At 62.0% G+C, this 21,141-nt stretch carries 17 protein-coding genes; 7 read left to right on the forward strand and 10 right to left on the reverse strand.

Annotation, left to right across the window (positions count from 1 at the left end):
* Nucleotides 1-42 precede the first annotated feature (42 nt).
* Nucleotides 43-2,211, forward strand: coding sequence for a PA5441 family protein (locus TU80_RS29520; RefSeq protein WP_057006030.1), 2,169 nt, complete (start codon nt 43-45; stop codon nt 2,209-2,211).
* Nucleotides 2,208-2,912 (forward strand): DUF3142 domain-containing protein, encoded by a 705-nt coding sequence (locus TU80_RS29525; protein ID WP_046385125.1) that lies wholly within the window; start codon nt 2,208-2,210, stop codon nt 2,910-2,912. The genes TU80_RS29520 and TU80_RS29525 overlap by 4 nt, the downstream gene beginning before the upstream one ends.
* Before the next feature lie 126 nt (nt 2,913-3,038).
* Here TU80_RS29525 and TU80_RS29530 read toward each other — a convergent pair whose 3' ends face one another.
* The 8 genes from TU80_RS29530 to TU80_RS29565 all read right to left on the reverse strand — a co-directional run bounded on the left by TU80_RS29530 (nt 3,039) and on the right by TU80_RS29565 (nt 11,886).
* Nucleotides 3,039-4,484 (reverse strand): efflux transporter outer membrane subunit, encoded by a 1,446-nt coding sequence (locus TU80_RS29530; RefSeq protein ID WP_057006031.1) that lies wholly within the window; start codon nt 4,482-4,484, stop codon nt 3,039-3,041.
* Nucleotides 4,481-5,539 carry an HlyD family secretion protein gene (locus TU80_RS29535; protein WP_046385127.1) on the reverse strand — a complete coding sequence of 353 codons (1,059 nt, stop codon included), beginning with the start codon at nt 5,537-5,539 and terminating at the stop codon, nt 4,481-4,483. Before TU80_RS29535 ends, TU80_RS29530 begins: the two co-directional genes overlap by 4 nt.
* Nucleotides 5,540-5,566: 27 nt before the next feature.
* Nucleotides 5,567-7,102 carry an MFS transporter gene (locus tag TU80_RS29540; protein WP_057006032.1) on the reverse strand — a complete coding sequence of 512 codons (1,536 nt, stop codon included), beginning with the start codon at nt 7,100-7,102 and terminating at the stop codon, nt 5,567-5,569.
* A 107-nt stretch (nt 7,103-7,209) separates the two neighbouring features.
* Nucleotides 7,210-8,166 (reverse strand): LysR family transcriptional regulator, encoded by a 957-nt coding sequence (locus TU80_RS29545; RefSeq protein ID WP_057006033.1) that lies wholly within the window; start codon nt 8,164-8,166, stop codon nt 7,210-7,212.
* A 72-nt stretch (nt 8,167-8,238) separates the two neighbouring features.
* Nucleotides 8,239-9,087 (reverse strand): ABC transporter permease, encoded by an 849-nt coding sequence (locus TU80_RS29550; RefSeq protein ID WP_057006034.1) that lies wholly within the window; start codon nt 9,085-9,087, stop codon nt 8,239-8,241.
* Nucleotides 9,088-9,099: 12 nt separating this feature from the next.
* Nucleotides 9,100-9,951 (reverse strand): ABC transporter ATP-binding protein, encoded by an 852-nt coding sequence (locus tag TU80_RS29555; RefSeq protein ID WP_057006035.1) that lies wholly within the window; start codon nt 9,949-9,951, stop codon nt 9,100-9,102.
* 1 nt (nt 9,952) lies between these two features.
* Nucleotides 9,953-10,978: an ABC transporter substrate-binding protein gene (locus tag TU80_RS29560; RefSeq protein ID WP_017845545.1), complete on the reverse strand. Its 1,026-nt coding sequence runs from the start codon at nt 10,976-10,978 to the stop codon at nt 9,953-9,955.
* A gap of 14 nt (nt 10,979-10,992) precedes the next feature.
* Nucleotides 10,993-11,886 carry a TauD/TfdA dioxygenase family protein gene (locus TU80_RS29565; RefSeq protein ID WP_057006036.1) on the reverse strand — a complete coding sequence of 298 codons (894 nt, stop codon included), beginning with the start codon at nt 11,884-11,886 and terminating at the stop codon, nt 10,993-10,995.
* 332 nt (nt 11,887-12,218) lie between these two features.
* Between TU80_RS29565 and TU80_RS29570 the strand changes: the two genes are divergently transcribed.
* The 5 genes from TU80_RS29570 to TU80_RS29590 all read left to right on the forward strand — a co-directional run bounded on the left by TU80_RS29570 (nt 12,219) and on the right by TU80_RS29590 (nt 18,842).
* On the forward strand, nt 12,219-12,917 hold the full coding sequence (locus tag TU80_RS29570) for a GntR family transcriptional regulator (protein ID WP_057006037.1): 699 nt from the start codon (nt 12,219-12,221) through the stop codon (nt 12,915-12,917).
* A gap of 379 nt (nt 12,918-13,296) precedes the next feature.
* Nucleotides 13,297-14,055 carry a DUF3050 domain-containing protein gene (locus tag TU80_RS29575; protein ID WP_057006038.1) on the forward strand — a complete coding sequence of 253 codons (759 nt, stop codon included), beginning with the start codon at nt 13,297-13,299 and terminating at the stop codon, nt 14,053-14,055.
* Nucleotides 14,052-14,999: a diiron oxygenase gene (locus tag TU80_RS29580; RefSeq protein ID WP_046483732.1), complete on the forward strand. Its 948-nt coding sequence runs from the start codon at nt 14,052-14,054 to the stop codon at nt 14,997-14,999. Before TU80_RS29575 ends, TU80_RS29580 begins: the two co-directional genes overlap by 4 nt.
* Nucleotides 14,996-18,364: an amino acid adenylation domain-containing protein gene (locus TU80_RS29585; protein ID WP_057006039.1), complete on the forward strand. Its 3,369-nt coding sequence runs from the start codon at nt 14,996-14,998 to the stop codon at nt 18,362-18,364. The genes TU80_RS29580 and TU80_RS29585 overlap by 4 nt, the downstream gene beginning before the upstream one ends.
* 19 nt (nt 18,365-18,383) lie before the next feature.
* Nucleotides 18,384-18,842, forward strand: a complete 459-nt coding sequence (locus TU80_RS29590; RefSeq protein WP_057006040.1) for an SRPBCC family protein — start codon at nt 18,384-18,386, stop codon at nt 18,840-18,842.
* A 39-nt stretch (nt 18,843-18,881) separates the two neighbouring features.
* Here the strand turns inward: TU80_RS29590 and TU80_RS29595 are convergent, their stop codons facing one another.
* Nucleotides 18,882-20,762, reverse strand: a complete 1,881-nt coding sequence (locus TU80_RS29595) for a methyl-accepting chemotaxis protein (RefSeq protein ID WP_046385139.1) — start codon at nt 20,760-20,762, stop codon at nt 18,882-18,884.
* A gap of 275 nt (nt 20,763-21,037) precedes the next feature.
* Nucleotides 21,038-21,141, reverse strand: a 104-nt coding sequence (locus TU80_RS32290) for a transposase domain-containing protein (protein WP_156422911.1), incomplete at its 5' end; no start/stop codon positions are given.

Below are 21,141 nucleotides of genomic sequence, written 5' to 3' on the forward strand. Positions count from 1 at the left end.
TATGATTGCCGACCTCCAAGGACTCAGGATCAAGGACACGTCATGCACATCGGTTTTCTGTCACCCCTGGCACTGGCCCTGCTCGCCGGTCTCTCCCTGCCGGCACTCGCCAGCTCCGACGACTCGTGCTACCCCGACTGGAGGGTCTCGCGGGACAGCCTGGACACCTGCAACAACCTGCCGTTCCTGAGCCCCGGCAATGACAGCCGAACCAACCTGCGCCTGTTGCTGGCCGACAAAAAAGCCGCGCCCCTGGCGCCGAACGCCTTGAGCGAGGACGACCTGTCCCAAGGCTTCGGTCCGGTGCCGTTCCCGGTGTACCGCCTGGTGCCGATCGCCGCCGCGCCGGCCGAAGCGGATAACACATCGCACACCTCGCCCAGCGCCGAACTCGACACCCTGCTCCAGCCTTTGGGCATCAAGCGCGACGAATACAAATCGGCGGGGGCTGACTTCCTGAATGGCGAAGGCAGCCGCTGCCGCAGCAACGACGATGACAGCGCCACCGCGTTTATCCGCCAGGTGCTCAAGGCCGACATGCCGGCAGCCGAACGCGAGCTACTGGTGAAGGCGCGTTTGCAATTGCTCACGGCCTGTTCTTGGGAAGGCCAAGTGCTGGATGCACAGCAGATCCAATCCAGCGAAGGCCAATTGTTCCGCACTTATCTGCAGGCCGCCGCCGACTTCTATAGCGGCCGTTTCAGCGACGCCGAGCGCGGTTTCGCCGGCGCCAGCACCAGCAATGTGCCCTGGCTGAAGGAAACCGCGCTGTACATGACCGCGCGGACGTCACTGAACCAGGCGCAGGCCAACGCCTTCGACGAATACGGCATGCCGCAACTCGAGCATGTGGATAAGTCCGCCCTGAGCGACGCCGAAGAAGGCTTCCTCGGTTACCTGAAGACTTATCCACAGGGTGATTACGTCGCCTCCGCCCGTGGCCTGCTGCGCCGGGTGTATTGGTTGGCGGACGATCAAGCCAAGCTCGCCGAGGCCTATGCCTGGCAACTGACCCAGGCCACCGACGCCCAGCGCAATGTGTCCGTGGATGAGCTGGTGGCCGAAGCCGACGTCAAGCTGCTGATGGTCAACGGCAAGGCAGTCCAGAACCCGATGATCCTGCTCGTCAGCGACCTGATGCGGATGCGCGCTCACACGCCGCCGGCCCTCAGCCGCGCCGATCTCGATCAGCAAAAAGCCGTGTTTGCCGACACGCCGGCGCTGTTCGACTACCTGCAAGCGGCGTATGCCCTGTACGTCGAGCATCAGCCCGACAACGCGTTGAAACACCTGCCCCAGGACGTGCCGTCGAACCCGGATTACTTCGCCTTCAGCCAACAGACCCTGCGCGGCCTGGCCCTGGAAGCCAAGCAAGACTGGAAAGCCGCCGAAACCCTGTGGCTGCAACTGCTGCCGCTGGCCAAGCAACCGTTGCAACGCGACCAGTTGGAGCTGGCACTGGCGATGAATTACGAACGCAGCGGCCAGTTGGCCAAGGTGTTCGCCGCCGATTCGCCGATCAGCGCCAAACAGGTGCGCTACATCCTGCTGCGCCACATCGCCGGGCCGGACTTGCTGCGCCAACAGATCGCCCAGGCCCATGACCCGCTGGAGCGCCAGACCGCCCAATTCGTGCTGCTCTATAAAGACCTGCTGCGCGGCCAGTTCGCCACCTTCGACGACGACCTCAAGCAACTGCCGGCGTCGGTCCCGGACGACAAGCTGGGCACCAGCCTGGGTTATGTCTACAGCGCCAGCCAGACGTTGAAACTGTTCCAGTGGAACGGCGAAAAAGCTGAATCCGGCTACGCCTGCCCGAGCATTGCGCAAACCGCCGCGACCTTGCAGAACGACGCGAAAAACCCACAAGGCCTGAACTGCTTCGGCGAGTTCATCCTGCGCAACAACCTCGACGGCATGCCCCTTGAACAGGCACGCGCCGCCGGCAGCCTGGGCAGCACGCCATCGGACTTCAAGGGTGACACCTTCTCGCGGCTCGACGGCTACCAACAGGTGATCGGCAACCCCAAGGCGCCGAAAACCGACAAAGCCTACGCGCTGTTCCGCGCCATCAACTGCTACGCGCCCGCCGGCTATAACAGCTGCGGCGGCGAAGACGTCGCACCGGCCGTGCGCAAGGCCTGGTTCCGTCAACTCAAGACGGGCTTTGCCGACACGCAGTGGGGCAAATCCCTGCAGTACTACTGGTGAAACCGCTGTGGCTCGGCTTGCTGTTGCTGGCAAGCCCGGCTTTCGGCGCGGTCGACGCCCGCGACTATGACGCCTTCTGGCTGTGGAGCGGGGTCACGCCGCAGCCGGTGCTCAAGCAGGCAAACACCCTGTACATCCTCCAGGGCCAGATCAACGCCACCCGCCGCGCCCCCCAACGCGGCGTGCAATTGATCGCCCAGGGCATAAGCGTGCCGCGCATCACCCAGGGCGACATCTGGCTGGTCTACCGCGCCCACACCCTGCGCTGGCCGGACCGCGTCTACACCCAACTGCTCGGCCAGGTACAACGCTGGCGCGACGCCGGCAACCCGGTGATCGGCATCCAGATCGACTTCGACGCCCGCACCCAGTACCTGCACGAATACGCCGACTTCCTGCGCGACCTGCGCCAGCGCCTGCCCGCCGACCTGCGCCTGAGCATCACCGGCCTGATGGACTGGAGCAGCAACGCCGACCCAACCGCCATCGCCCGGCTCAACGGCGTGGTGGATGAGGTGGTGGTGCAGACGTATCAGGGGCGCCAGAGCATCCCGGATTACGCCGCGTATCTGCCACGGATGAATCGGCTGGGGCTGCCGTTCAAGATCGGCTTGATCCAGGGCGGGGAATGGACGGCGCCGGGGTATTTGAAGGGGAGTGAGTGGTTTCGCGGGTATGTGGTGTTTTTGCGCAACCCCTGATCAATCCTGACGCCCAATTAAAATATGCAAGAAGCCATGCGTCTTTGCTCCAACGGAGGCCCGAGCTAACCTCGACCCCTTTCTAAATCTTCGCCTCGCAGGAAATGACGAGAAGATTTTCCCATTTCAGCGTCGAACGTCCGTCAACGGGTAGACCGACTCCCAGCCGCCGCCCAGCGCTTTATACAACCCCACCATCGCCAACGACACGCCGGTAGAGCTTTCCACCCACTGCTCTTGCGTGGTCAGCAGCGCGCTTTGCACGGTGAGTACGTTGACGAAATCCACCACGCCTTCGACGTACTGGTGTTGCGCGGTGGACAGGGCGATCTGGTTCTGGCGCACCGCTTCGGCGAGGCTGTCGCGGCGCAGTTGGCTGGTGTTGTAGCGGGTCAGTTGATCGTCGATTTCATGCCAGGCACGCAGCACGGTGTGTTGGTAGGCCAGCGCGGCTTCCTGCTGCTGGGCTTCGCGCAGGTTCAACATGCCTTGCAAGCGCCCGCCGTTGAACAGCGGCAGGCTGAATTGCGGGCCGAAGGCAAATGCGCGGGAGCCCCAGGAGCCGAAGTCCGACAGTTGCATGGCCTGGGAGCCGAGACTGCCGGACAGGGTGATGCGCGGGTAGAAGTCGCCCCGGGCCACGCCGATGCTGGCGGTGGCGGCGTGCAGGCGCGCTTCGGCCTGGCGGATATCGGGGCGGCGTTCGGCGAGTTGCGAAGGCAGGCCGATGGCAACCTGACGCGGGGTCTGCGGCACGGCCGCGTCCCTGGACAGTTGCGCATGCAGGGCTTGCGGCGGTTCGCCCATCAGCAGGCTGAGAGCGTTGATCAACTGGTCCTGGCGTTGCTGCAAATCCGGCAGGCGCGCTTCGATGGCCGCAACCTGGGCGGCGGCTTCAGCCACGTCCAGGTCCGTCGCTACACCGTCAGCCAGGCGAAGTTGCGACAGTGAGAGGCTGCGGCGGGCGACGGCAAGGTTTTGTTCGGTGACGGCGCGGGTGTTCTGCACGCCGCGCAGTTGGATGTAGTCCTGGGCGGTCTCGGCCAGCACCGACAGCAACACGGCGCGGCGGTCGTTTTCGGCGACGTGCAGGGTGGCGTCGGCGGCCTCGGTTTCGCGCTTGACGCGGCCCCAGAAGTCCAGTTCCCAGGAGGCGGAGAAGCCCATGTCCCATTGGCTGAATGCCGAGCGGCCATTTTCGCCGGAAGGGTCGCTCAAGCCTTTGCCGCTGTTGCGTTTGCGTTGAGAGCCACCCGTGGCATCGACATTGGGGTAACGTTCGGCGGTGATCACCTGGCGCATGGCGCGGCTTTGTTGCAGGCGGCTGCTGGCCAGTTTCAGGTCCAGGTTATCGGTGAGGGCGCGACGGGTGAGGGCCGACAGTTGCTCGTCATGGAACACGTCCCACCAGCGCTCTTGCAGCGCATCGCTGACCGCGCGACTGGCCGCCTGACGGCCCTGGGGTTCGGCCCATTGCGCCATGGGCGGGCCTTGTGGCCGCTGAAAATCCGGGCCGACGCTGCAGGCGCTCAGGCTGATGAGGCTCAAGGTAAGCCAGGCGACCTGTCTCATTGCTGGGCCACCTCACGCTGTTGCGCGACGGACCGGGTGTCGACGCTGGCTTCCACCGACATGCCGACGCGCAGGCGTTCGGTCAGCGCTTGGTGGGGTTCGAGGACGATCTTCACCGGAATGCGCTGCACCACCTTGGTGAAGTTGCCGGTGGCATTGTCCGGTTTGACCGCGGAGAACGTCACCCCGGTCGCGGGTGCCAGGCTTTCGAGGTGACCGTCGAGCAACTCGCCGTCGAGGCTGTCGACGCGCACCTGCACGGCCTGGCCGGCATGCATATGGAGAAGCTGGGTTTCCTGGAAGTTAGCGACCACGTATGCCTCGGCCAACGGCACCACCGCGAGGATTTTGCTGCCCGGCGTGACGTAGGCCCCGACCCGCACCGCGCGTTCGCCGACCATGCCATCCAGCGGCGCGACGATGCGCGTATAGGACAACTGATAGCTGGCCATTTCCAGAGCGGCCTGGGCGCGCTTGAGTCCACCGGCGGCGGCGTCGCGCAAGGCGCTGAGGATCTCCACCTGCTTGCGCTCGGCCGCCAGCACCGCCGTGGCATTGGTCAGGCGCGCGGTGGCCTGGTCGATGCGCGTCCTGGCTTGCTGGGCGTTCTGCACAGTGCCCGCACCGACACCGGCGAGGTGGTTGTAGCGGTTCAGTTCGTGTTCGGCGAAGGCGACTTCGGCGCGCTCTGCCGCCACCGTGGCCTGGGCCTGGGTGATCACCGAGCTTTGGCGCTCAAGGGTGGCGGTGGCGTTTTTCAGTTGAGCCTGGGCCACCAACATATCCGCATCGGCAGCCTGGGCGGCGGCGCGAAAATCGCGGTCGTCGATCAGCGCCAACAACTGGCCGGCCTTGACGCGCTGGTTGTCTTCCACCAACACCTCCTTGATAAACCCGGCCACACGGGGTGCGACCAGGGTGAAGTCGGCGGCGACGAAGGCGTCATTGGTGGTCTGGCGCTGGCTGCCCAGCAGACCCGGCACAGCCTGGTACAGCAGCACGCCGACGGCGAACACAGCGATGGCGGAGACAGCCATTTTGTCTTTGCGTTTCATGGAAAGTCCTTAGGGCTCGGTGAGCAATCAAGTCGGCGCGCGGGGCGGAAAAATCCGCGTGGGCATCCAGAAAATCAGCAGGATCAACGTCGCCGCGACAACCGCCATGACGTAATAGAGATCCGAGGAAGTGAGTACCACGGCCTGCGCGTGCAGGCGCTGGGCCAGGCCCGGCGCGTCGCTGTCGGCCAGTGGCGAGTTGCCCAGGCGGTCGACCAGCACAGTCGAGTGGAAATGCAGGCGCCGGGTGGTCAACACATCGAGAACGGCGGTGGCGATCACGGCGGCCAACCCCTTGACGGTGTTGAACCAGGCCGAAGCGAACGGCCCGTCCGCCGGTTGGATGCTGCCCGTGGAGAGCATCAGCAGCGGCAACACGGCCATGGGTTGGCCGAAGATTTGCAGCAGATACAGGCCATAGAAATCGTCGCGCACCCACGCCGACGTCAGGTGCACACTGCCGATGCAAGACAGCGCCAACAGGCCCAGCCCGATCCCCAGCACCCAACGGCAATCGACCCAACGCAGGTTGCACATCGCCGCCACCAGCGGCAGCGCGATCAATTGCGGCAGCGCCATCAGCAACATCAGCGGCGCGGTTTGCAGCGGCCGGTAACCCTGAATCTGGGCAAGGAAACTCGACGGGATGATGATCACTGAGGTCAGCACTATCAACACCCCCGCGAGCACGATCAGGGCAAACGCTAAGTTACGCAGGCCAAGCATCTGCAAATTGAAAAACGGCATCGGGTGCGACCATTCATTGAACATGAACAGCACCAGCAACAATGCGCCGCCACCCAGCAAGCCGGTGATCAGGCCCGACTCGAACCAGTCCAGGCGGTTGCCCTGCAACAGGCCGATCACCAGCATGCAGATCGCCGGAAAACCCAGCAGCAGGCCGCGCCAGTTGAACTGCTTGAAGCGCTCCAGCCGCAGCGGGTCTTGTGGCAGGCCGTAAGCCACGGCGGCCATTGCCAGCAGGCACGGCCCGACGATCTGCCAGAACGCCCATTGCCAGCCGACGTATTCGGTCCACAACGCCGCCAGCGGCGTACCCAGACTCGGCCCGAAGGTGGCCGTGAGCGCGTAGCCGGCCAGGCCATACAGTTTGACGTCGGCCGGCAGAAAACGCAGCGCCACGGTCATCAGCATCGGCGGCAACGCGCCGCCCGCCAGGCCTTGCACAGTGCGCAACAGCAGCAGGCTTTCGTAGTTCGGCGCAAACGGACACAGGATGCCGAGCACGGTGAACAGGCCGATGGCGCACAGGGTGAAACGGCGCAGAGAAAACGTCACCGAACACCAGGGCGCAAACGCCATGGCCGCTACGGAAGTGGCCGTGTAGGCCGCGACCAGCCAGGTGCCTTCGTCAAAACCGATGTACAGCGCGCCACGGATATCGGCGAGGGCGACCTTGGTGACCATTTCGTTGAGACCGGACACCAACACCGCGAGCAAAACGCCGACCAGGCCAACGATGATACGCGGGCCGAACACGGGCGGGCTCGGGGCAGTGGGTTTGGCCGCGGCCAGGGGGGCCGGGGCAGCGAGGGACGTCATGAACAAGTAACTCGGGATGAGAAATACCCGAGCAGTTTAATTGGGCACATTCATGACAAAAAGTTACTTATCGGAAGGTTATAAGTGCGCCGGACGCAATCCTGGGCTCACCCCTTCCACCCTTGATCATGCACGCTTAAAGCCTGGGCAGGCTGGGCTTCCAACCAGGTGGCGTGGCAACTCTCGCGCAGGGTTTCGCGCAGCCATTTGTGGGCCGGGTCCTTGTCGAAACGCGGGTGCCAGAATTGGGCCAGGACCAGGGTCGGCAGGGAAATCGGCAACGGGAACACACGCAACGGCAACTTCAAGCGATTGACGCTGTAGAGCGCTTCCTTGGGCACCGGCAGTAACAGGTCGGAGTCGGGCAACATGAACATCGCGCCGTGAAAACCCGGGGCGATCATTGCCACGTGGCGCTCCAGGCCCAGGGCGTTGAGCGCAGTGTCGATCGGCCCGCGGGCGATGCCGCGTCGCGAGATGCTGATGTGGGAATAGCTGGCGAACCGTGCGGCGGTGATCTCCTCATCGAACAAGGGATGATCTTCCCGAGCGAGCCCGACGAAGGTGGTGGAGAACAGGTTCTGCACCTTGACTTCGGGACTGGCGGGCAGGGTATTGCTCACCCGCAAGTCCAGGCGCCCTTCGCGCAGCGCTTCGTCGTCGGTATCGCCTTCGGGCACGAAGCACAGCTCGCATAACGGTGCCGAACGCTCCAGGGTGTCGAACAGACGACCGCCATACACACCGATGAAAAAGTCGTTGGCCCGCACGCTGAAGCGCCGGCGCAGGGTGCTCAGGTCAACCTGATCCGCCGAACGGAACAGCAGCGCCGCCTGTTCCACTACGCTGCGCACCTGGCCCTGCAACGCCAGCGCCTTGGGCGTCGGCACCAGGCCACGCCCGGCGCGTACCAGGATCGGGTCACCCACCGCCTCGCGAATACGCGTGAGGGTGCGGCTCATCGCCGCCGGGCTGAGGTTCATCCGCCGCGCAGCACCGACCACGCTGCCCTCGTCGAGCAATGCGTCGAGAGCGACCAGCAGGTTCATGTCCGGTAGTTGCATGCCAAGCACTCGTGATCGATAGGGAGTGAACTGGGCGCAATCGTAACAGGGATGTCGCGTGGGGCTACAGCATCAACGCTGCATGCCCCAACGCTTCACGGTGAGCCGCTCGAACGTGTCGAACACCAGGTTCTCCACCAACAAGCCGATCAGGATCACCACCGCCAGCCCGGCAAAAACCTTATCGGTGTACAGCTCATTGCGGTTCTGGAAGATGTACCAGCCCAAGCCACCTTTGCCGCTGGTGGCGCCGAACACCAGCTCGGCGGCAATCAGCGTGCGCCAGGCGAATGCCCAGCCGATTTTCAGGCCGGCGAGGATCGACGGCAGTGCCGCCGGGATCAGGATGAACAGCACGAAGCGCATGCCCTTCAACCCGTAGTTGCGACCGGCCATGCGCAGGGTTTCGGACACGCCGAGAAACCCCGAATAGGTGTTGAGCGCCAACGCCCACAACACCGAATGCACCAGCACGAAAATCAGGCTGTTCTGGCCCAGGCCAAACCACAAGAGCGCCAGCGGCAACAGCGCAATCGCCGGCAGCGGGTTGAACATCGAGGTCAGGGTGCTGAGCAGGTCGCGGCCCAGTTGGGTCGAGACCGCCAGTGTGGTCAGGGCAAATGCCAGCACAATGCCGATCAGGTAACCCTTGATCAGCACCACCAACGAAATGCTGACTTTGCTCAGCAGCTCGCCACTCAGAAGCCCGTCGTAGAGCGCGTGAAACGTCTGCAAGAAACTCGGCAGCAATAGGTCATTGTTCTGGTAGCGCGCGACCGCTTCCCAGAGGATCGCGAGCACGATCAGGATCAACCCTTTGCGCAACCAGCCTTGTTGCCACACGCGTTGGCGCAGGGGCAGCTCGCGCTCCACGGGGACGCTGAGCAGCGGTTCGAGGGTGACTTCATATTCCTGGCGCATGGGAGGGGCCCTTCAGTAAGCGATGCGGATATCGGCGAAGCCCAACTCACGTTCGGCTTCGGGCGCTTCATCGAACAGCAGGCGATGAATCCTTCGCGCCGAGGCCTGGAATTGCGCACCGCCAAGGCTGTGCAGATCGTATTGATGGCTGTGGATTTCCGCGCGCACACGCCCGGGATGGGGCGACAGCAACAGGATGCGATTGCCCACCACCAGCGCCTCTTCGATGGAGTGGGTGACGAACAGCAAGGTGAAACGCACCTCTTCCCAGAGCCGCAGCAACTCTTCCTGCATCTTGCGTCGGGTCAGCGCATCGAGGGCGGCGAAGGGTTCGTCCATCAACAGGATTTTCGGCTGCATCGCCAGGGCGCGGGCGATGGCCACGCGGGCTTTCATGCCGCCGGAGAGGGTGTGCGGATAGGCGTCGGCAAAGGCGCCGAGGCCGACTTTGTCGAGGTAGTGCAACGCGCGTTCTTCGGCGTCCCGACGCTTGAGGGTGTTCGACGCCAGCAGCGGGAACATGACGTTTTGTTTGACGGTTTTCCACGGCGGCAACTGGTCGAATTCCTGGAACACCACGATGCGGTCTGGACCGGGCTGTTCGACCTTCTGCCCCAGCAGGCGGATCTCCCCTTCGCAAGGCTGGATAAACCCGGCGATGGACTTGAGCAAGGTGGATTTGCCGCAACCCGACGGGCCGAGCAACACGTAGCGGTCGGCCGGGTCGATGTCGAAACTGACGTGGTGCGTGGCCCGCACCACGCGCTCGGGGGTGCGGTATTCGAGGCTGACGTTGTCCACCGCCAGCAGCGCAGTGGCGGTGGGCAGGTTGCTGGCCGTGTGGCCTTGCAGGGGCGCGTTCATCTCAGCTTCCTTGCAGGGGCTTGGCGTCCTGGAAGAAGTAGTCCTTCCACGATTCCGGCTTGTTCTTGATTGCGCCGACGCGGTAGAGAAACTCCGCCAGCGGGTAAGTGTTTTTCGGCGTGACACTGAACTCGAATTGCGGGTTGTCGATGATTTTCAGCAGCTCGGCACGGTCGATCTTGGCCTTGGTCACGCGGATGTAAGTGTCGGCGGCGGCGCCTTTGTCGTGCTGGGCGAATTGCGCGGCTTCGGTCAGCGCATCGACGAATGCCTTGTAGGTTTTCGGGTTGTCGTTACGGAATTTTTCAGTGGCGAACAACACCGTCGGCGAGTTCGGGCCCAGCAGGTCATAAGTGTTGAGCACCACATGCACATTGGGGTTCGCCAGGGCCTGGTCCTGGAACGGCGGGTTGGAAAAGTGCCCGGTCAGCTCGGTACCGCCGGCGATCAGCGCCGCCGTGGCGTCGGGGTGCGGGACGGCGACGGTGTACTGATCGAGGCGATTGAATTGCTTGTCGCCCCACTGCTTGGCAGCTGCGTATTGCAGGAAGCGCGACTGCACCGACACCCCCACCGCCGGTACCGCGATGCGGTCGTTATCGGTGAAATCGGCGATGGTCTTGACCTTGGGATTGTTGCTCACCAAGTAGTAGGGAAAGTTACCGAGGGAGGCGACGGCCTTGACGTTCTGCTTGCCGCGGGTACGGTCCCAGATGGTCAGCAGCGGCCCGACGCCGGCACCGGCAATGTCGATGGAACCGGAGAGCAACGCATCATTCACGGCCGCGCCGCCGGAGAGTTGGGTCCAGTCGACCTGGATATCGAGGCCTTCCTGCTTACCGTATTTTTCGATGAGGTGCTGGTCGCGCACCACGTTGAGCAACAGGTAGACGATGCCGAACTGCTCGGCGATGCGAATCTCACCTTCAGCCTGCGCCACCGTCGGGGCGACGAGGCTGCCGGCCAGCAGGCTGATACCCAGGCCGAACGTGGCGGCCAGCCGCGCAAATGGAATGTTTCTGGACATGGTCATGCTCCGAATCAGAAAGGCGCGTCGCCCTGGATGGTGGTGCGGTACAGCTTGCGGCGCAGATGGCTCGGGCAACCGGTAGCCAGGTGGATCAGCGAGCGGTTGTCCCAGAACACCAAGTCGTGGGGCTGCCAGTGGTGGCGGTAGATATTGTCCGGCAGCACGCTGTGGGCGTAGAGCTGGGCCAGCAGGTCGCGGCTTTCGTCTTCCGGCAGGCCGACGATGCGGGTGGTGAAACCTTCACTGACGAACAGCGCCTTGCGGCCGTTTTCCGGATGGGTACGCACAATCGGGTGGACCACTTCGGCGACCTGGGCGAGCTGCTCGGGAGTCAGTGTCGGGCGCCAGCTGCCTTCGAATTTGGTTTCGCTGTAACGCGCGGTGTAGGAATGCGCAGCGCTGCGGCCGTGTACGGCGTTGCGCAGGTGCTCGGGCAAGTGGTCCCAGGCCTTGTGCATGTCGGCAAACAGGGTGTCGCCGCCTTCGGCTGGCAGTTCCCGGGCATGCAGCATCGAGCCCAGGCTGGGCAGTTCTTTATAGGAAAGGTCCGAATGCCAGAACTTGCCCGCATCGCCCAGGCCGATGGCTTGGCCGTTTTCGATGATGTTGGAGACAATCAGGATTTCCGGGTGGTTGGCCAGCAGGAACTGCTTGAGCACATGGATCTGCAGCACGCCAAAGCGGCGACTGAAGGCGATCTGCTGGTCGGGGGTGATGCGCTGGTCGCGAAAGACCACCACATGGTGATCCAGGTGCGCGCGGTGAATGCGGGCGAAATCCTCGTCATTGACCGGGCGGGACAAATCCAGGCCGATGATCTCGGCCCCCACGCTGCCGGGGAGTGGACGAATCTCAAAGGTTTGGGCGTTAGGGATCGCTGCTGGAACAGTAGAGGTGGCTGACATGAATTCACTCCCGATCGGACAGGAGAGTGACTTTATAGATATAAGAACTGTATTTTAAATACTGTTAGAGAATATGCATAGACAGGAATGCACCGACGAAACCCTGCGTTGGGCGGCGGGAATGGCACAAACGATGGCGGTGAAGTGTTCAATGCAGGGCAATCCGACACCACCGTGTAAGACACCGCAAAAGCTCGATGTGGGCACCCAGAGTGGCGTGTTTAGCCGCTTACAAGCCGAAAACCTTGCTCGTTTGACAAGCCTGTAGGCAATCTCTAGTGTGCATTGGATCCAATAAGCCATTGCCATTCTATGAGGAGGCTAGCGTAGCCGTGACGCAAAAGCCGAGCCCTTTGAGCAGTATCAAGGTCAGCGGGCCTATTCCCGCCCATCTTGCTCGTTCCGTAATCGAAGAAACCTTGCGCAACGCCATCCTCGATGGCCGATTGCCTTGTGGTACCGCCATGCGCCAGCAGGAGCTGGCCAGCCTGTTCGGCGTCAGTCGCATGCCCGTGCGTGAAGCCCTTCGGCAGCTGGAAGCCCAGTCGTTGCTGCACGTCGTGACGCACAAGGGGGCGGTGGTTGCACCGCTGATCGAAGACAATTCGGCCGAGACCTACGCCCTGCGCATGCTGCTGGAGTCCGAAGCGCTGCGCTTGTCGATTCCGTTGCTCAGCGCAGACGACATTGCCCAGGCCGATGCCTTCATCACGGCGCTGGAACAAGAGAAAGACTATACCGAGATCGGCCGGCTCAACCGCCTGTTCCACATGGCGCTGTATGGCAAGGCCCCCAACCGGCGGCTACTCACGTTGGTCGAACACGGTTTGAATGAAGAGGAGCGCTTCCTGCGTTTCAACCTTGAGGCGATGGGGCTCGGCGAGACGTCCCAGGAAGATCACCGCGAACTGCTGAGCCTGGTGGCGCAGAAGAAGGTCGACGAAAGTATCCTGACGTTGCGCAATCACTTGATGCGAGGCATGGAGGTCATCAGCACTTACCTCAAGGGCCTTAAGGCGACCGGCAACTGAACTTTCCCAGCCTGCTTCACCGATCAAGCATTGCGGGGCGGCCTTCGCTGTTGGCAGAACCTGCATCAAGGCGCCCCGGTTAAAACTATTCGACTGCGTAATGCCTGCTAATGCTCGAGAAACTTCCCACGTTTAATAATATAACTTACCCACAATCGGAATCTTTTCGAAAAAACATCTAATACATTTATAAGCTCGCCCAAACGTTTAATCGGCTTATTATCTTTCTTCAATAAACCAAGCACCTCAACAGCCTGCACGAACCCTTGTTTGGGCAGCGCTGCGCGCGCTGCTTGGCTAAACGTTATCTGTCCGCTTTTGGGCTGCAAAAGCCCAGCACTGTTTTCAGAGCAGTCGCAACAACTTATAGGCATCAACTATGTATCAAGGTTTACTTAAACAAAAAAAACTGCAGTTATGCAGCCATCCGTTATTTGAAGAAATAACTTCACTTGGCAAGTTACAACTCTTTATGGAAAACCATGTATTTGCCGTTTGGGACTTCATGAGCCTCACCAAACGCCTGCAACGGGACCTGACCTGTACGCAATTACCCTGGCTCCCGCCGACCGACCCGCAAGCCGCCCGCCTGATCAACGAAATCGTGCTGGGCGAGGAGTCGGACGAACACCCCCGGCGCGGTCATTGCAGCCACTTCGAGCTGTACCGCGAAGCCATGCTCGAAGTGGGCGCCAGTACCCACGCTATCGATACGTTCATCACGCTGCAACGTCGGGGCGTCGAGGCCAATGCCGCCCTGGGCCAGGTCGATGTGCTGCCCGGCGTGGCCCGCTTCGTCGCCAGCACGTTGCACATCGCGTTGAATGCGCCCACCCATTGTGTGGCCGCCGCCTTCCTGCACGGCCGCGAAAGCATTATCCCGAGCATGTTCGAACGGCTGTTGCAGGGCAGTGAGATCATCAGAAGCCAGGCGCCAACCTTGGGCGAGTACCTCAACCGCCACATCGAACTGGACACCCAAGACCACGAGCCAGGGGCGCAGAGGATGCTCCAGGGCCTTACCGACAACGCACCCGAGCGCCAGCAACAGGCGGCTGAAACCGCGGTCAACGCCGTGGAAAACCGCATCAAGCTCTGGGACGACGTACACACCTTGCTGCAACAGGTGCGCCCATGAACATCAGCGCCTACCGCTCCATCGCCGAAGACTGGGAACGCCGCGCCACCATCCGCACACGCCCTCGCCGCCTGCTGGAAAACGACGACAAACTGATCTACCCGCTGTGCCGCCAGCCCCTGGTGCTCAGCGCGACCTTCCTTGAACATTGCCCGCAGTGGCGCGACTTCGTGCTGTTGCAAAGCTTCTACAAATTCATCAATGACGTGGTGATTTTCGAAACCGAGATCGTCGACAGGACCGCGCGCAACATCGCCAAGAACCGTTTCGCCCTGCCCTTCCCCCTTGTGTGTCGCTATGACGCGATGACCGTCGTGGTGGACGAGGACTATCACGCCCTGGTCGCGCTGGACTTCCTGCAACAGACCGTGAAGATGACCGGTATATCACCGCTGGATCTGCCCGGGCAGATCGAACTGAGCCGCGCCCTGCCGGCGGCGCAGGCGCAAGCCCCGGCGCACCTGCGCGATGCGGTGGAATTGATTGCCGTGGCCATTGCCGAAAACACCGTGACCCATGACGTGGCGGCGTTTTCCAGGGACGACAGCGTCAAGGCCTCCATCCGTGGCTTGATGGCCGATCACCTGTTCGACGAAGGGCGCCATGGGCAGTTCTGGACACGCCTGGTGCGCCTCTATTGGCAGGCGGCAAGCCCGGCTGACCGCGATAGCATTGCGCCGGTCTTGCCCATCTTTCTGGCGCATTACCTGACCAACGAGCTGCAAAAATCCTTCGACCTGCAACTGATCGATCAGTTGGACGTCAGCGCTGACGTTCGCCATGCGCTGCGGGCCGACATGGCGGCACTGGAGTTCCCCATCACCCGCCACCACCCGCTGATCGGCAACATCATGGGCTTTCTGCAACACAGCGGTTTGCTGCAGACACCGAGCGTGGCCCTGGCATTGGCCGACTATCTGCCGGTGGCCGGGAGAGCGGCATGAGGCGCCTGACAATTGGATGGTTGGGTATCAGCCGTGCCCTGGATGCGGTGAGGGTGGAGTTGGAACAGTATGGTCATCTGTCGGGGCATGACGCTGCCGACCTGGTGATCGAGGACGGTAGCGAGTCACTGCCCGAACACCTGGCCGCCGCTCCACGCATCAGCCTGCGCCTGGGCGTCGGCCCGCTGACGGAGCATGGGTTGCCGCGGCTGCAGTTACGCGCTTATGCCGCCGGCCAATGCTTGCTGGCCGTGCTGGACCTTGCCGACGCGCCCAGCGGCAATGGCCAGCGACTGCGCCTGCAAGCGACAAGCGCGCTGGTGGAATGGGTCGCCGTGCTGGTCAGCGGCTTCGCCCGCGACCCGGAGTATTGCCCCGCCGCGGCCGGCACCAATGCCTGGCCCGAACACAGCTTGCAAAAGCTGGAGGCACTGGCGTTCGTGCATCGGTTCAATCACACCGCCGATGTGCAATTGCTGCAGGCAGCGCAGGTGCCGATAATCGAACGACTGCAGGCCAGCCTGCTCACCTTCGCCGCACGACCGGCGCTGAACATTGCCGGCCGTGTGCTGACCTACCGACAATTGCACGCTCAAGCACGGGCGATCCAGCAACGCCTCGGCCCACTGCTGGAAGGCCTCGAGGTACCACCGGTGGTCGGGGTGTGCCTGGAAAAAACAACGGCGTTGTATGCCAGCATTCTTGCGGTGCTGGGCTGTGGCGCGGTTTACCTGCCGCTGGCACCGGATCATCCGGCGCAACGCCAACAGGCCATGCTGGACAGCGCGGGAGCCAGGCTGTTGCTGGATGATGGCGGCCACCCGCTGCGCGAGTACTTCGTTTCATTGGATGTCAGTGCCCTCGATCAGCACGACACGTCACCGTTGCTGCAGCATCGCCCCTCCCCGGATGCACCGTGCATGGTGCTCTTCACCTCGGGCACCACCGGTCGCCCCAAAGGCGTGTTGCTGAGCCAGAGCAACCTGGCCCATTTCACCGCCTGGTTCGGCGGTTGCATGGGGCTGGACGAGCAGAGTCGGGTACTGCAGTTCGCTTCGTTGAGCTTCGACGCCTCGCTGATGGATATCTTCCCCAGCCTGATTGCCGGCGCCGAGTTGATTGTTCCAAGCGAGGCGCAACGACGCGACCCGCAGCAGTTGGTAGAACTGATCCGCCAGCAGCAGATCACCCATGCCTTCCTGCCACCGGCGCTGCTGAGCATCCTGCCGCTGGACCAACCGCTGGGCCTGACGCACCTGCTGACCGGCGGCGATGCCTGTGAACCCTATGTGATCGAACGACTGGCCGGCCAATGCCAGTTGCACAACCTCTATGGCCCCACCGAAGCCACGGTGCTGGTCACCCATCGCACGTTGCGGCCCGGGGACAGCAATCGCAACGCCGGCCGTCCCATCGCCAACAGCCAGGTGCTGATACTCGATGAGCATTTACAGCCGGTGGACGAACAGGTGATGGGCGAGCTGTACATCGTCGGGCCGGGCGTGAGCCTGGGGTACTTGAACGCAACACAACTGCACGACGACCCTTTTGTCGAACTGGTACTGCCGGGAGGACAACCCGTGTGCGCCTACCGCAGCGGTGATTACGCAAAGTGGACCGGCGACGGCATCGAGCTGGGCGGGCGTCGGGACGAGCAAGTGAAGATTCGGGGGTTTCGAGTCGAACCCCAGGAGATCGAACAGTGCCTGCGTGCCAGCCGCCTGTTCCGCCAGGTGGCGGTGGTGATCGACGGTGATCGCAGGATTCGCGGTGTGGTCGCCCAGCCGGAACCGGGTGCCACGATGGACGACCTCAAGCAGCATGCACGGCAGTGGCTGCCTGATTACATGCAACCCGAGCGGTGGATCGAACTCGCCGGCCTGCCTTACGCGAGCAACGGTAAAGTCGATCGCCAGGCCTTGTTGCAACTGCCGGTGCAGCGCCCTTCGAATCACACCGTAAAGGCCGCGCAAACGCCGCTACAGGTTGAGCTGTTGGGGCTGTGGCATGAGTTGTTGCAGCTTCCCACGGGCACGTTGTCCATCGATGACAGCTTCTTTAACGTCGGCGGCCACTCCATTTTGCTGTCGAGCCTGCTGCTGCGGGTTCGCGAACAATTTGGTCGCAGCCTGCCCCTGAACAGCTTTTTTGAAATGCCGACCATTCGCACGCTCGCGGCGCTGCTGGAGGACGGCCCGCGCGCTGCCGCACCCGTCGGCCAGGCGGTTCAAGACGCACAGCGGGAACCGGCTTTTGAAGTGCTGCCCGAGGACCGCGCCGGTGATCGTCGCAAAGTGATCGTGACGGGGGCCAACAGTTTTATCGGGGTCCACATTGTCGAAGCCTTGCTGGCCGGCGGTGCGACCGAAGTGGCATGCCTGGTGCGGGAACTGCCGAACCAGCCGGCAACGGTACGGTTCACCCAGGCGTTGCAGGAGTACCGCCTGGAACATCTGGACCGGAGCCGGGTGCAGGTGTACGCCGCCGATGTCAGCCAGCCTGGCCTGGGCCTGGCTGCCGAGGTGTACGAGCGCCTCGCCAGGGACTTTGGCGTGCTGGTGCATAACGCGGCGCGGGTCAACCATGTGATGGACTACGCGTCGCTGGTGAAAGACAACGTCGACCCGGTACTGGAATGCGTGCGCCTGTGTGAAACCCACAGCAAAAAAGTCTTCAACTTCATCTCGACACTCTCGGCATGCAGCGCCATCGACGCCGCGGGGCAGGTCCTCGAGTCGCCTGCTGCGGCGACACCGCCGATCTACATCAAGAATGGTTACAACCTGTCCAAATGGGTGGCCGAGCGGCTATCGGCGCGCGCGCTGGAGCAAGGTGCCTGGGTGAATATCTATCGTCCGGGCAATATCAGTTTCAACAGCCAAAGCGGTGTTTGCCAACCACAGAAAAATCGCCTGATGCTGATGCTCAAGGGCTCGCTGCAGTTGGGTCTGGTTCCGCGGTTAGCGGTGAACTTCGACCTGATGCCGGTGGACTTTTTTGCACGCTTCATCGCGTTCCACTGCGCTCATTTCGCAACCGGGCGCAGCGTGTACAACCTGCATAACCCACAACCCCTGAGCTGGGAGCAGTACCTCGATGCATTCCGCGACGCCGGCTACACATTCGAGCGGGTCAGTGTCGCGCAGTGGCAACGGCAACTGCGAACGGTGGGCCGCGAAAATGCGCTGTTTGGCGTGCTGGGTTTTTACCTGGACGGGTTGGGTGAAGACATCGGCGATACGTCGATGATCCGTCACGACAACGCACGCCGGGGCGTGGAAGAAATGGGTAAGCCGTACCCCGAGAAAAGCCCCGCGCTGTTAGGCAAAGGCTGCGACTACCTCAAGGCCATCGGCTTTCTCTGAACCGCCTCAGGACAACCTCATGAAACCGTTGCAACCCGATACATTGATCCGCAACCCCCGGGGCACACCAGTGGTGGCCTCTGTCGTAGTCACCTGCGAGGCCGCCAGGCTGTGGGGCTTGGTGGGGGACTTTGCAGGCTTTGATGCGTTCATTCCCGCCTTGTCGCACATCGAAATGACCGGCACCGGCGTAGGCGCTTTACGCACGAAGTATTTCCACGATGGCCATTGTGCGGTGGAGCAGCTCAACAGCCGCGACGAAGAGGCCATGTTCATGACCTGGACCACGGTCTACAACACCTTGGGCGTGGCCCGCTTGTGGGCGGCAATGCGTGTGGAGCCAATTGGCTGCGGATGCTCCAGGGCGACTTGGACGCTCATCGGCGAACCGGTCGACACCGCGCAGGAAGGGTTCGAACACTTTATGCAGAACTTCGCCGACGGCGCCCTGGAAAATGTCCGACAAATGCTCGGCTAAGCAGTAGGAGCGAGAGGCCTCGCTCCTATGCCGTTGAGGTCAGATCTTGAAACTGTCGACCAGTTGTTTCAAGCGGCTGGCCTGTTGAGACAACGCGTCACAGTCCTTCAATGTTTCATTGAGGTTGGCCACGCCTTGCTGGTTCAGCAGGTTGATCTGGTTGATGTCGACATTGAGGGTTTCCACCACCGCGGTCTGCTCCTCGGTGGCAGCGGCGACCGACTGGTTCATGCCGTCGATTTCAACAATCCGCTGCGTCACGCTGATCAGGCGCTCACCGGCCTGGTTGGCGACTTCGACGCTCTCTTCGCTGGAGGTCTGGCTCGCGTTCATGGTGGTCACCGCTTCACGCGAACCCACTTGCAGCGAAGTAATCATTTTGTGGATTTCCTCCGCCGACTCCTGGGTACGGTGAGCCAGGTTGCGCACTTCATCGGCGACCACGGCAAACCCGCGACCCGCTTCCCCGGCACGGGCGGCCTCGATCGCGGCGTTGAGCGCGAGCAGGTTGGTCTGCTGGGAGATACCTTTGATCACATCGAGAATGTGGCCGATGTTATCGGTGCTGGCGTTCAAGGTTTCGATCTGGGTGCAGGACAGGCTGATCTTTTGCGACAGTTCCGACATCGCCAGGATGGTTTTTTCCACCACTTTGCGCCCATCGTCAGCCTGCTCGCTGGCACCACTGGCGTGCTGGGAAGCGTCAGCGGCGTTACGCGCGATTTCCTGGGTCGCGGCGCCCAGTTCGTTGATTGCCGCGGCTACGCTGTTGGTGCGCGCGCTCTGCTCGTCAGAACCGACGATCGAAGCGTTGGACGACGCCATTACGCGCTGGGACAAGTCATGCACCTGGCGTGTTGCCGAGGACACCTCGGAAATCGAGGCGTGGATACGCTCGACGAACTGGTTGAAGGCACTGCCTACCTCGCCAAACTCATCTTTGCTGGTCACGTCCAGGCGGCGGGTCAGGTCACCCTCACCCTGGGCGATGTCCTGCATGGCAACGCCCATGGTGGTCAACGGCCGCAGCAGTACTTGGATCAGCAAGCTCAAGAGCACCGCAATCGCCACCACGGCAATCAGCATGGCAATCAGCGCGGAGGTGCGGAATTTACCCAGGGGTGCGTAGGCTTTGTCTTTATCAATCGACAAGCCGATGTACCAGTCCGCACCTGGCAAGCCGGCGATCGGGGTGAAGGACAGAATGCGATCCTGACCGTTGAGGACAACATCTTGGTTAAGCTTCTCGATGCGGACGCTGGTGCCTGGGTAGATGTCCTTGAGGTTCTTCATCACCTGGCCCTGATCGGGGCTGACGATGACCTGACCGTCGCCGCTGACCAGGAACGCATGGCCGATGCCGCCGAAGTCTACCGAGTTGATGATCTTCACCAGCGTTTGCAGGCTCAGGTCACCACCGACCACGCCCAGCAACTCGCCGTTCTTTTTCACCGGCATGGCGATGGTCACGATCTGCCCACCCACGGCTGCCATGTAAGGCGGGGTCAGCATGGGTTTGTCAGCCGCCACGGCTTGCTTGTACCAAGGACGCTGGCGCGGGTCATAGCCATCGGGCATTTTTGCGTCGGGGCGTTGGGTGAACACGCCGTTGGTTTGGCCGACGTAAGTGAACTGGAAGTTCGAGGTGAGTGCGGGCTGATCAACCAAGCCTGGAAGATCTGCAGTACTGCCCTGGTGGGCCATGTTTTGTGCCAGGTTTTCGAGTATCAACACGCGGCCACTGAGCCAGTTCTGCACACTGCTGGCGGTGAGTTCTCCGGATTGCTGGATGGACGACTCCAGGTTCTGTTTGATGGTGCTGCGCTGTAAGTAATCGTTGTACAACGTGAATAACGCGAAGGCCAAGACCACGACGCCTGACGCGGCCAACAGAATTTTATGACTGAACTTTAGATTCATTTCATCGACTTCTTTTGCCAAAGGGGGGGAGCGTGCTGGGTGGAACATTCCATGTAACGCCTGGGCAGACGCTTGATCTGCTCCAAATCGGTGCACGCATGGCTCGTCAGGCTTTCGGCCAAATGAAGTGGAATCTTAAGGTTTTGTCAGAAAGATCCTCTTTTTGAGTGGGAAACAGACCGGCGGTACAAGCAAGGCGTCCGAAACTGCAAAGTCTTGCAGTTTTCGAGGACGGATGAGCATCGATCAGATGTAAGCGTCCAGCCGCCCCACCTTTACTCAGGTTGAGGCGCGAGGGGTAATAGCTCATCGATCCGGCTGTTGGGCCAGCTGGGTAGTTTTTCCAGCGTATCCTTGAGCCAAGCGGCGGGTTCGATGC

It is taken from the genome of Pseudomonas veronii, from assembly GCF_001439695.1.
GTDB lineage: Bacteria > Pseudomonadota > Gammaproteobacteria > Pseudomonadales > Pseudomonadaceae > Aquipseudomonas > Aquipseudomonas veronii.

Bases quoted from the DNA above. Each gene is read 5' to 3' on its own strand.
- TU80_RS29540 (WP_057006032.1), bottom strand. From the start codon at position 7,102: ATGACGTCCCTCGCTGCCCCGGCCCCCCTGGCCGCGGCCAAACCCACT.
- TU80_RS29585 (WP_057006039.1), top strand. From the start codon at position 14,996: ATGAGGCGCCTGACAATTGGATGGTTGGGTATCAGCCGTGCCCTGGAT.
- TU80_RS29520 (WP_057006030.1), top strand. From the start codon at position 43: ATGCACATCGGTTTTCTGTCACCCCTGGCACTGGCCCTGCTCGCCGGT.
- TU80_RS29565 (WP_057006036.1), bottom strand. From the start codon at position 11,886: ATGTCAGCCACCTCTACTGTTCCAGCAGCGATCCCTAACGCCCAAACC.
- TU80_RS29535 (WP_046385127.1), bottom strand. From the start codon at position 5,539: ATGAAACGCAAAGACAAAATGGCTGTCTCCGCCATCGCTGTGTTCGCC.
- TU80_RS29550 (WP_057006034.1), bottom strand. From the start codon at position 9,087: ATGCGCCAGGAATATGAAGTCACCCTCGAACCGCTGCTCAGCGTCCCC.
- TU80_RS29580 (WP_046483732.1), top strand. From the start codon at position 14,052: ATGAACATCAGCGCCTACCGCTCCATCGCCGAAGACTGGGAACGCCGC.
- TU80_RS29575 (WP_057006038.1), top strand. From the start codon at position 13,297: ATGTATCAAGGTTTACTTAAACAAAAAAAACTGCAGTTATGCAGCCAT.
- TU80_RS29530 (WP_057006031.1), bottom strand. From the start codon at position 4,484: ATGAGACAGGTCGCCTGGCTTACCTTGAGCCTCATCAGCCTGAGCGCC.
- TU80_RS29590 (WP_057006040.1), top strand. From the start codon at position 18,384: ATGAAACCGTTGCAACCCGATACATTGATCCGCAACCCCCGGGGCACA.
- TU80_RS29595 (WP_046385139.1), bottom strand. From the start codon at position 20,762: ATGAATCTAAAGTTCAGTCATAAAATTCTGTTGGCCGCGTCAGGCGTC.
- TU80_RS29545 (WP_057006033.1), bottom strand. From the start codon at position 8,166: ATGCAACTACCGGACATGAACCTGCTGGTCGCTCTCGACGCATTGCTC.
- TU80_RS29560 (WP_017845545.1), bottom strand. From the start codon at position 10,978: ATGTCCAGAAACATTCCATTTGCGCGGCTGGCCGCCACGTTCGGCCTG.
- TU80_RS29555 (WP_057006035.1), bottom strand. From the start codon at position 9,951: ATGAACGCGCCCCTGCAAGGCCACACGGCCAGCAACCTGCCCACCGCC.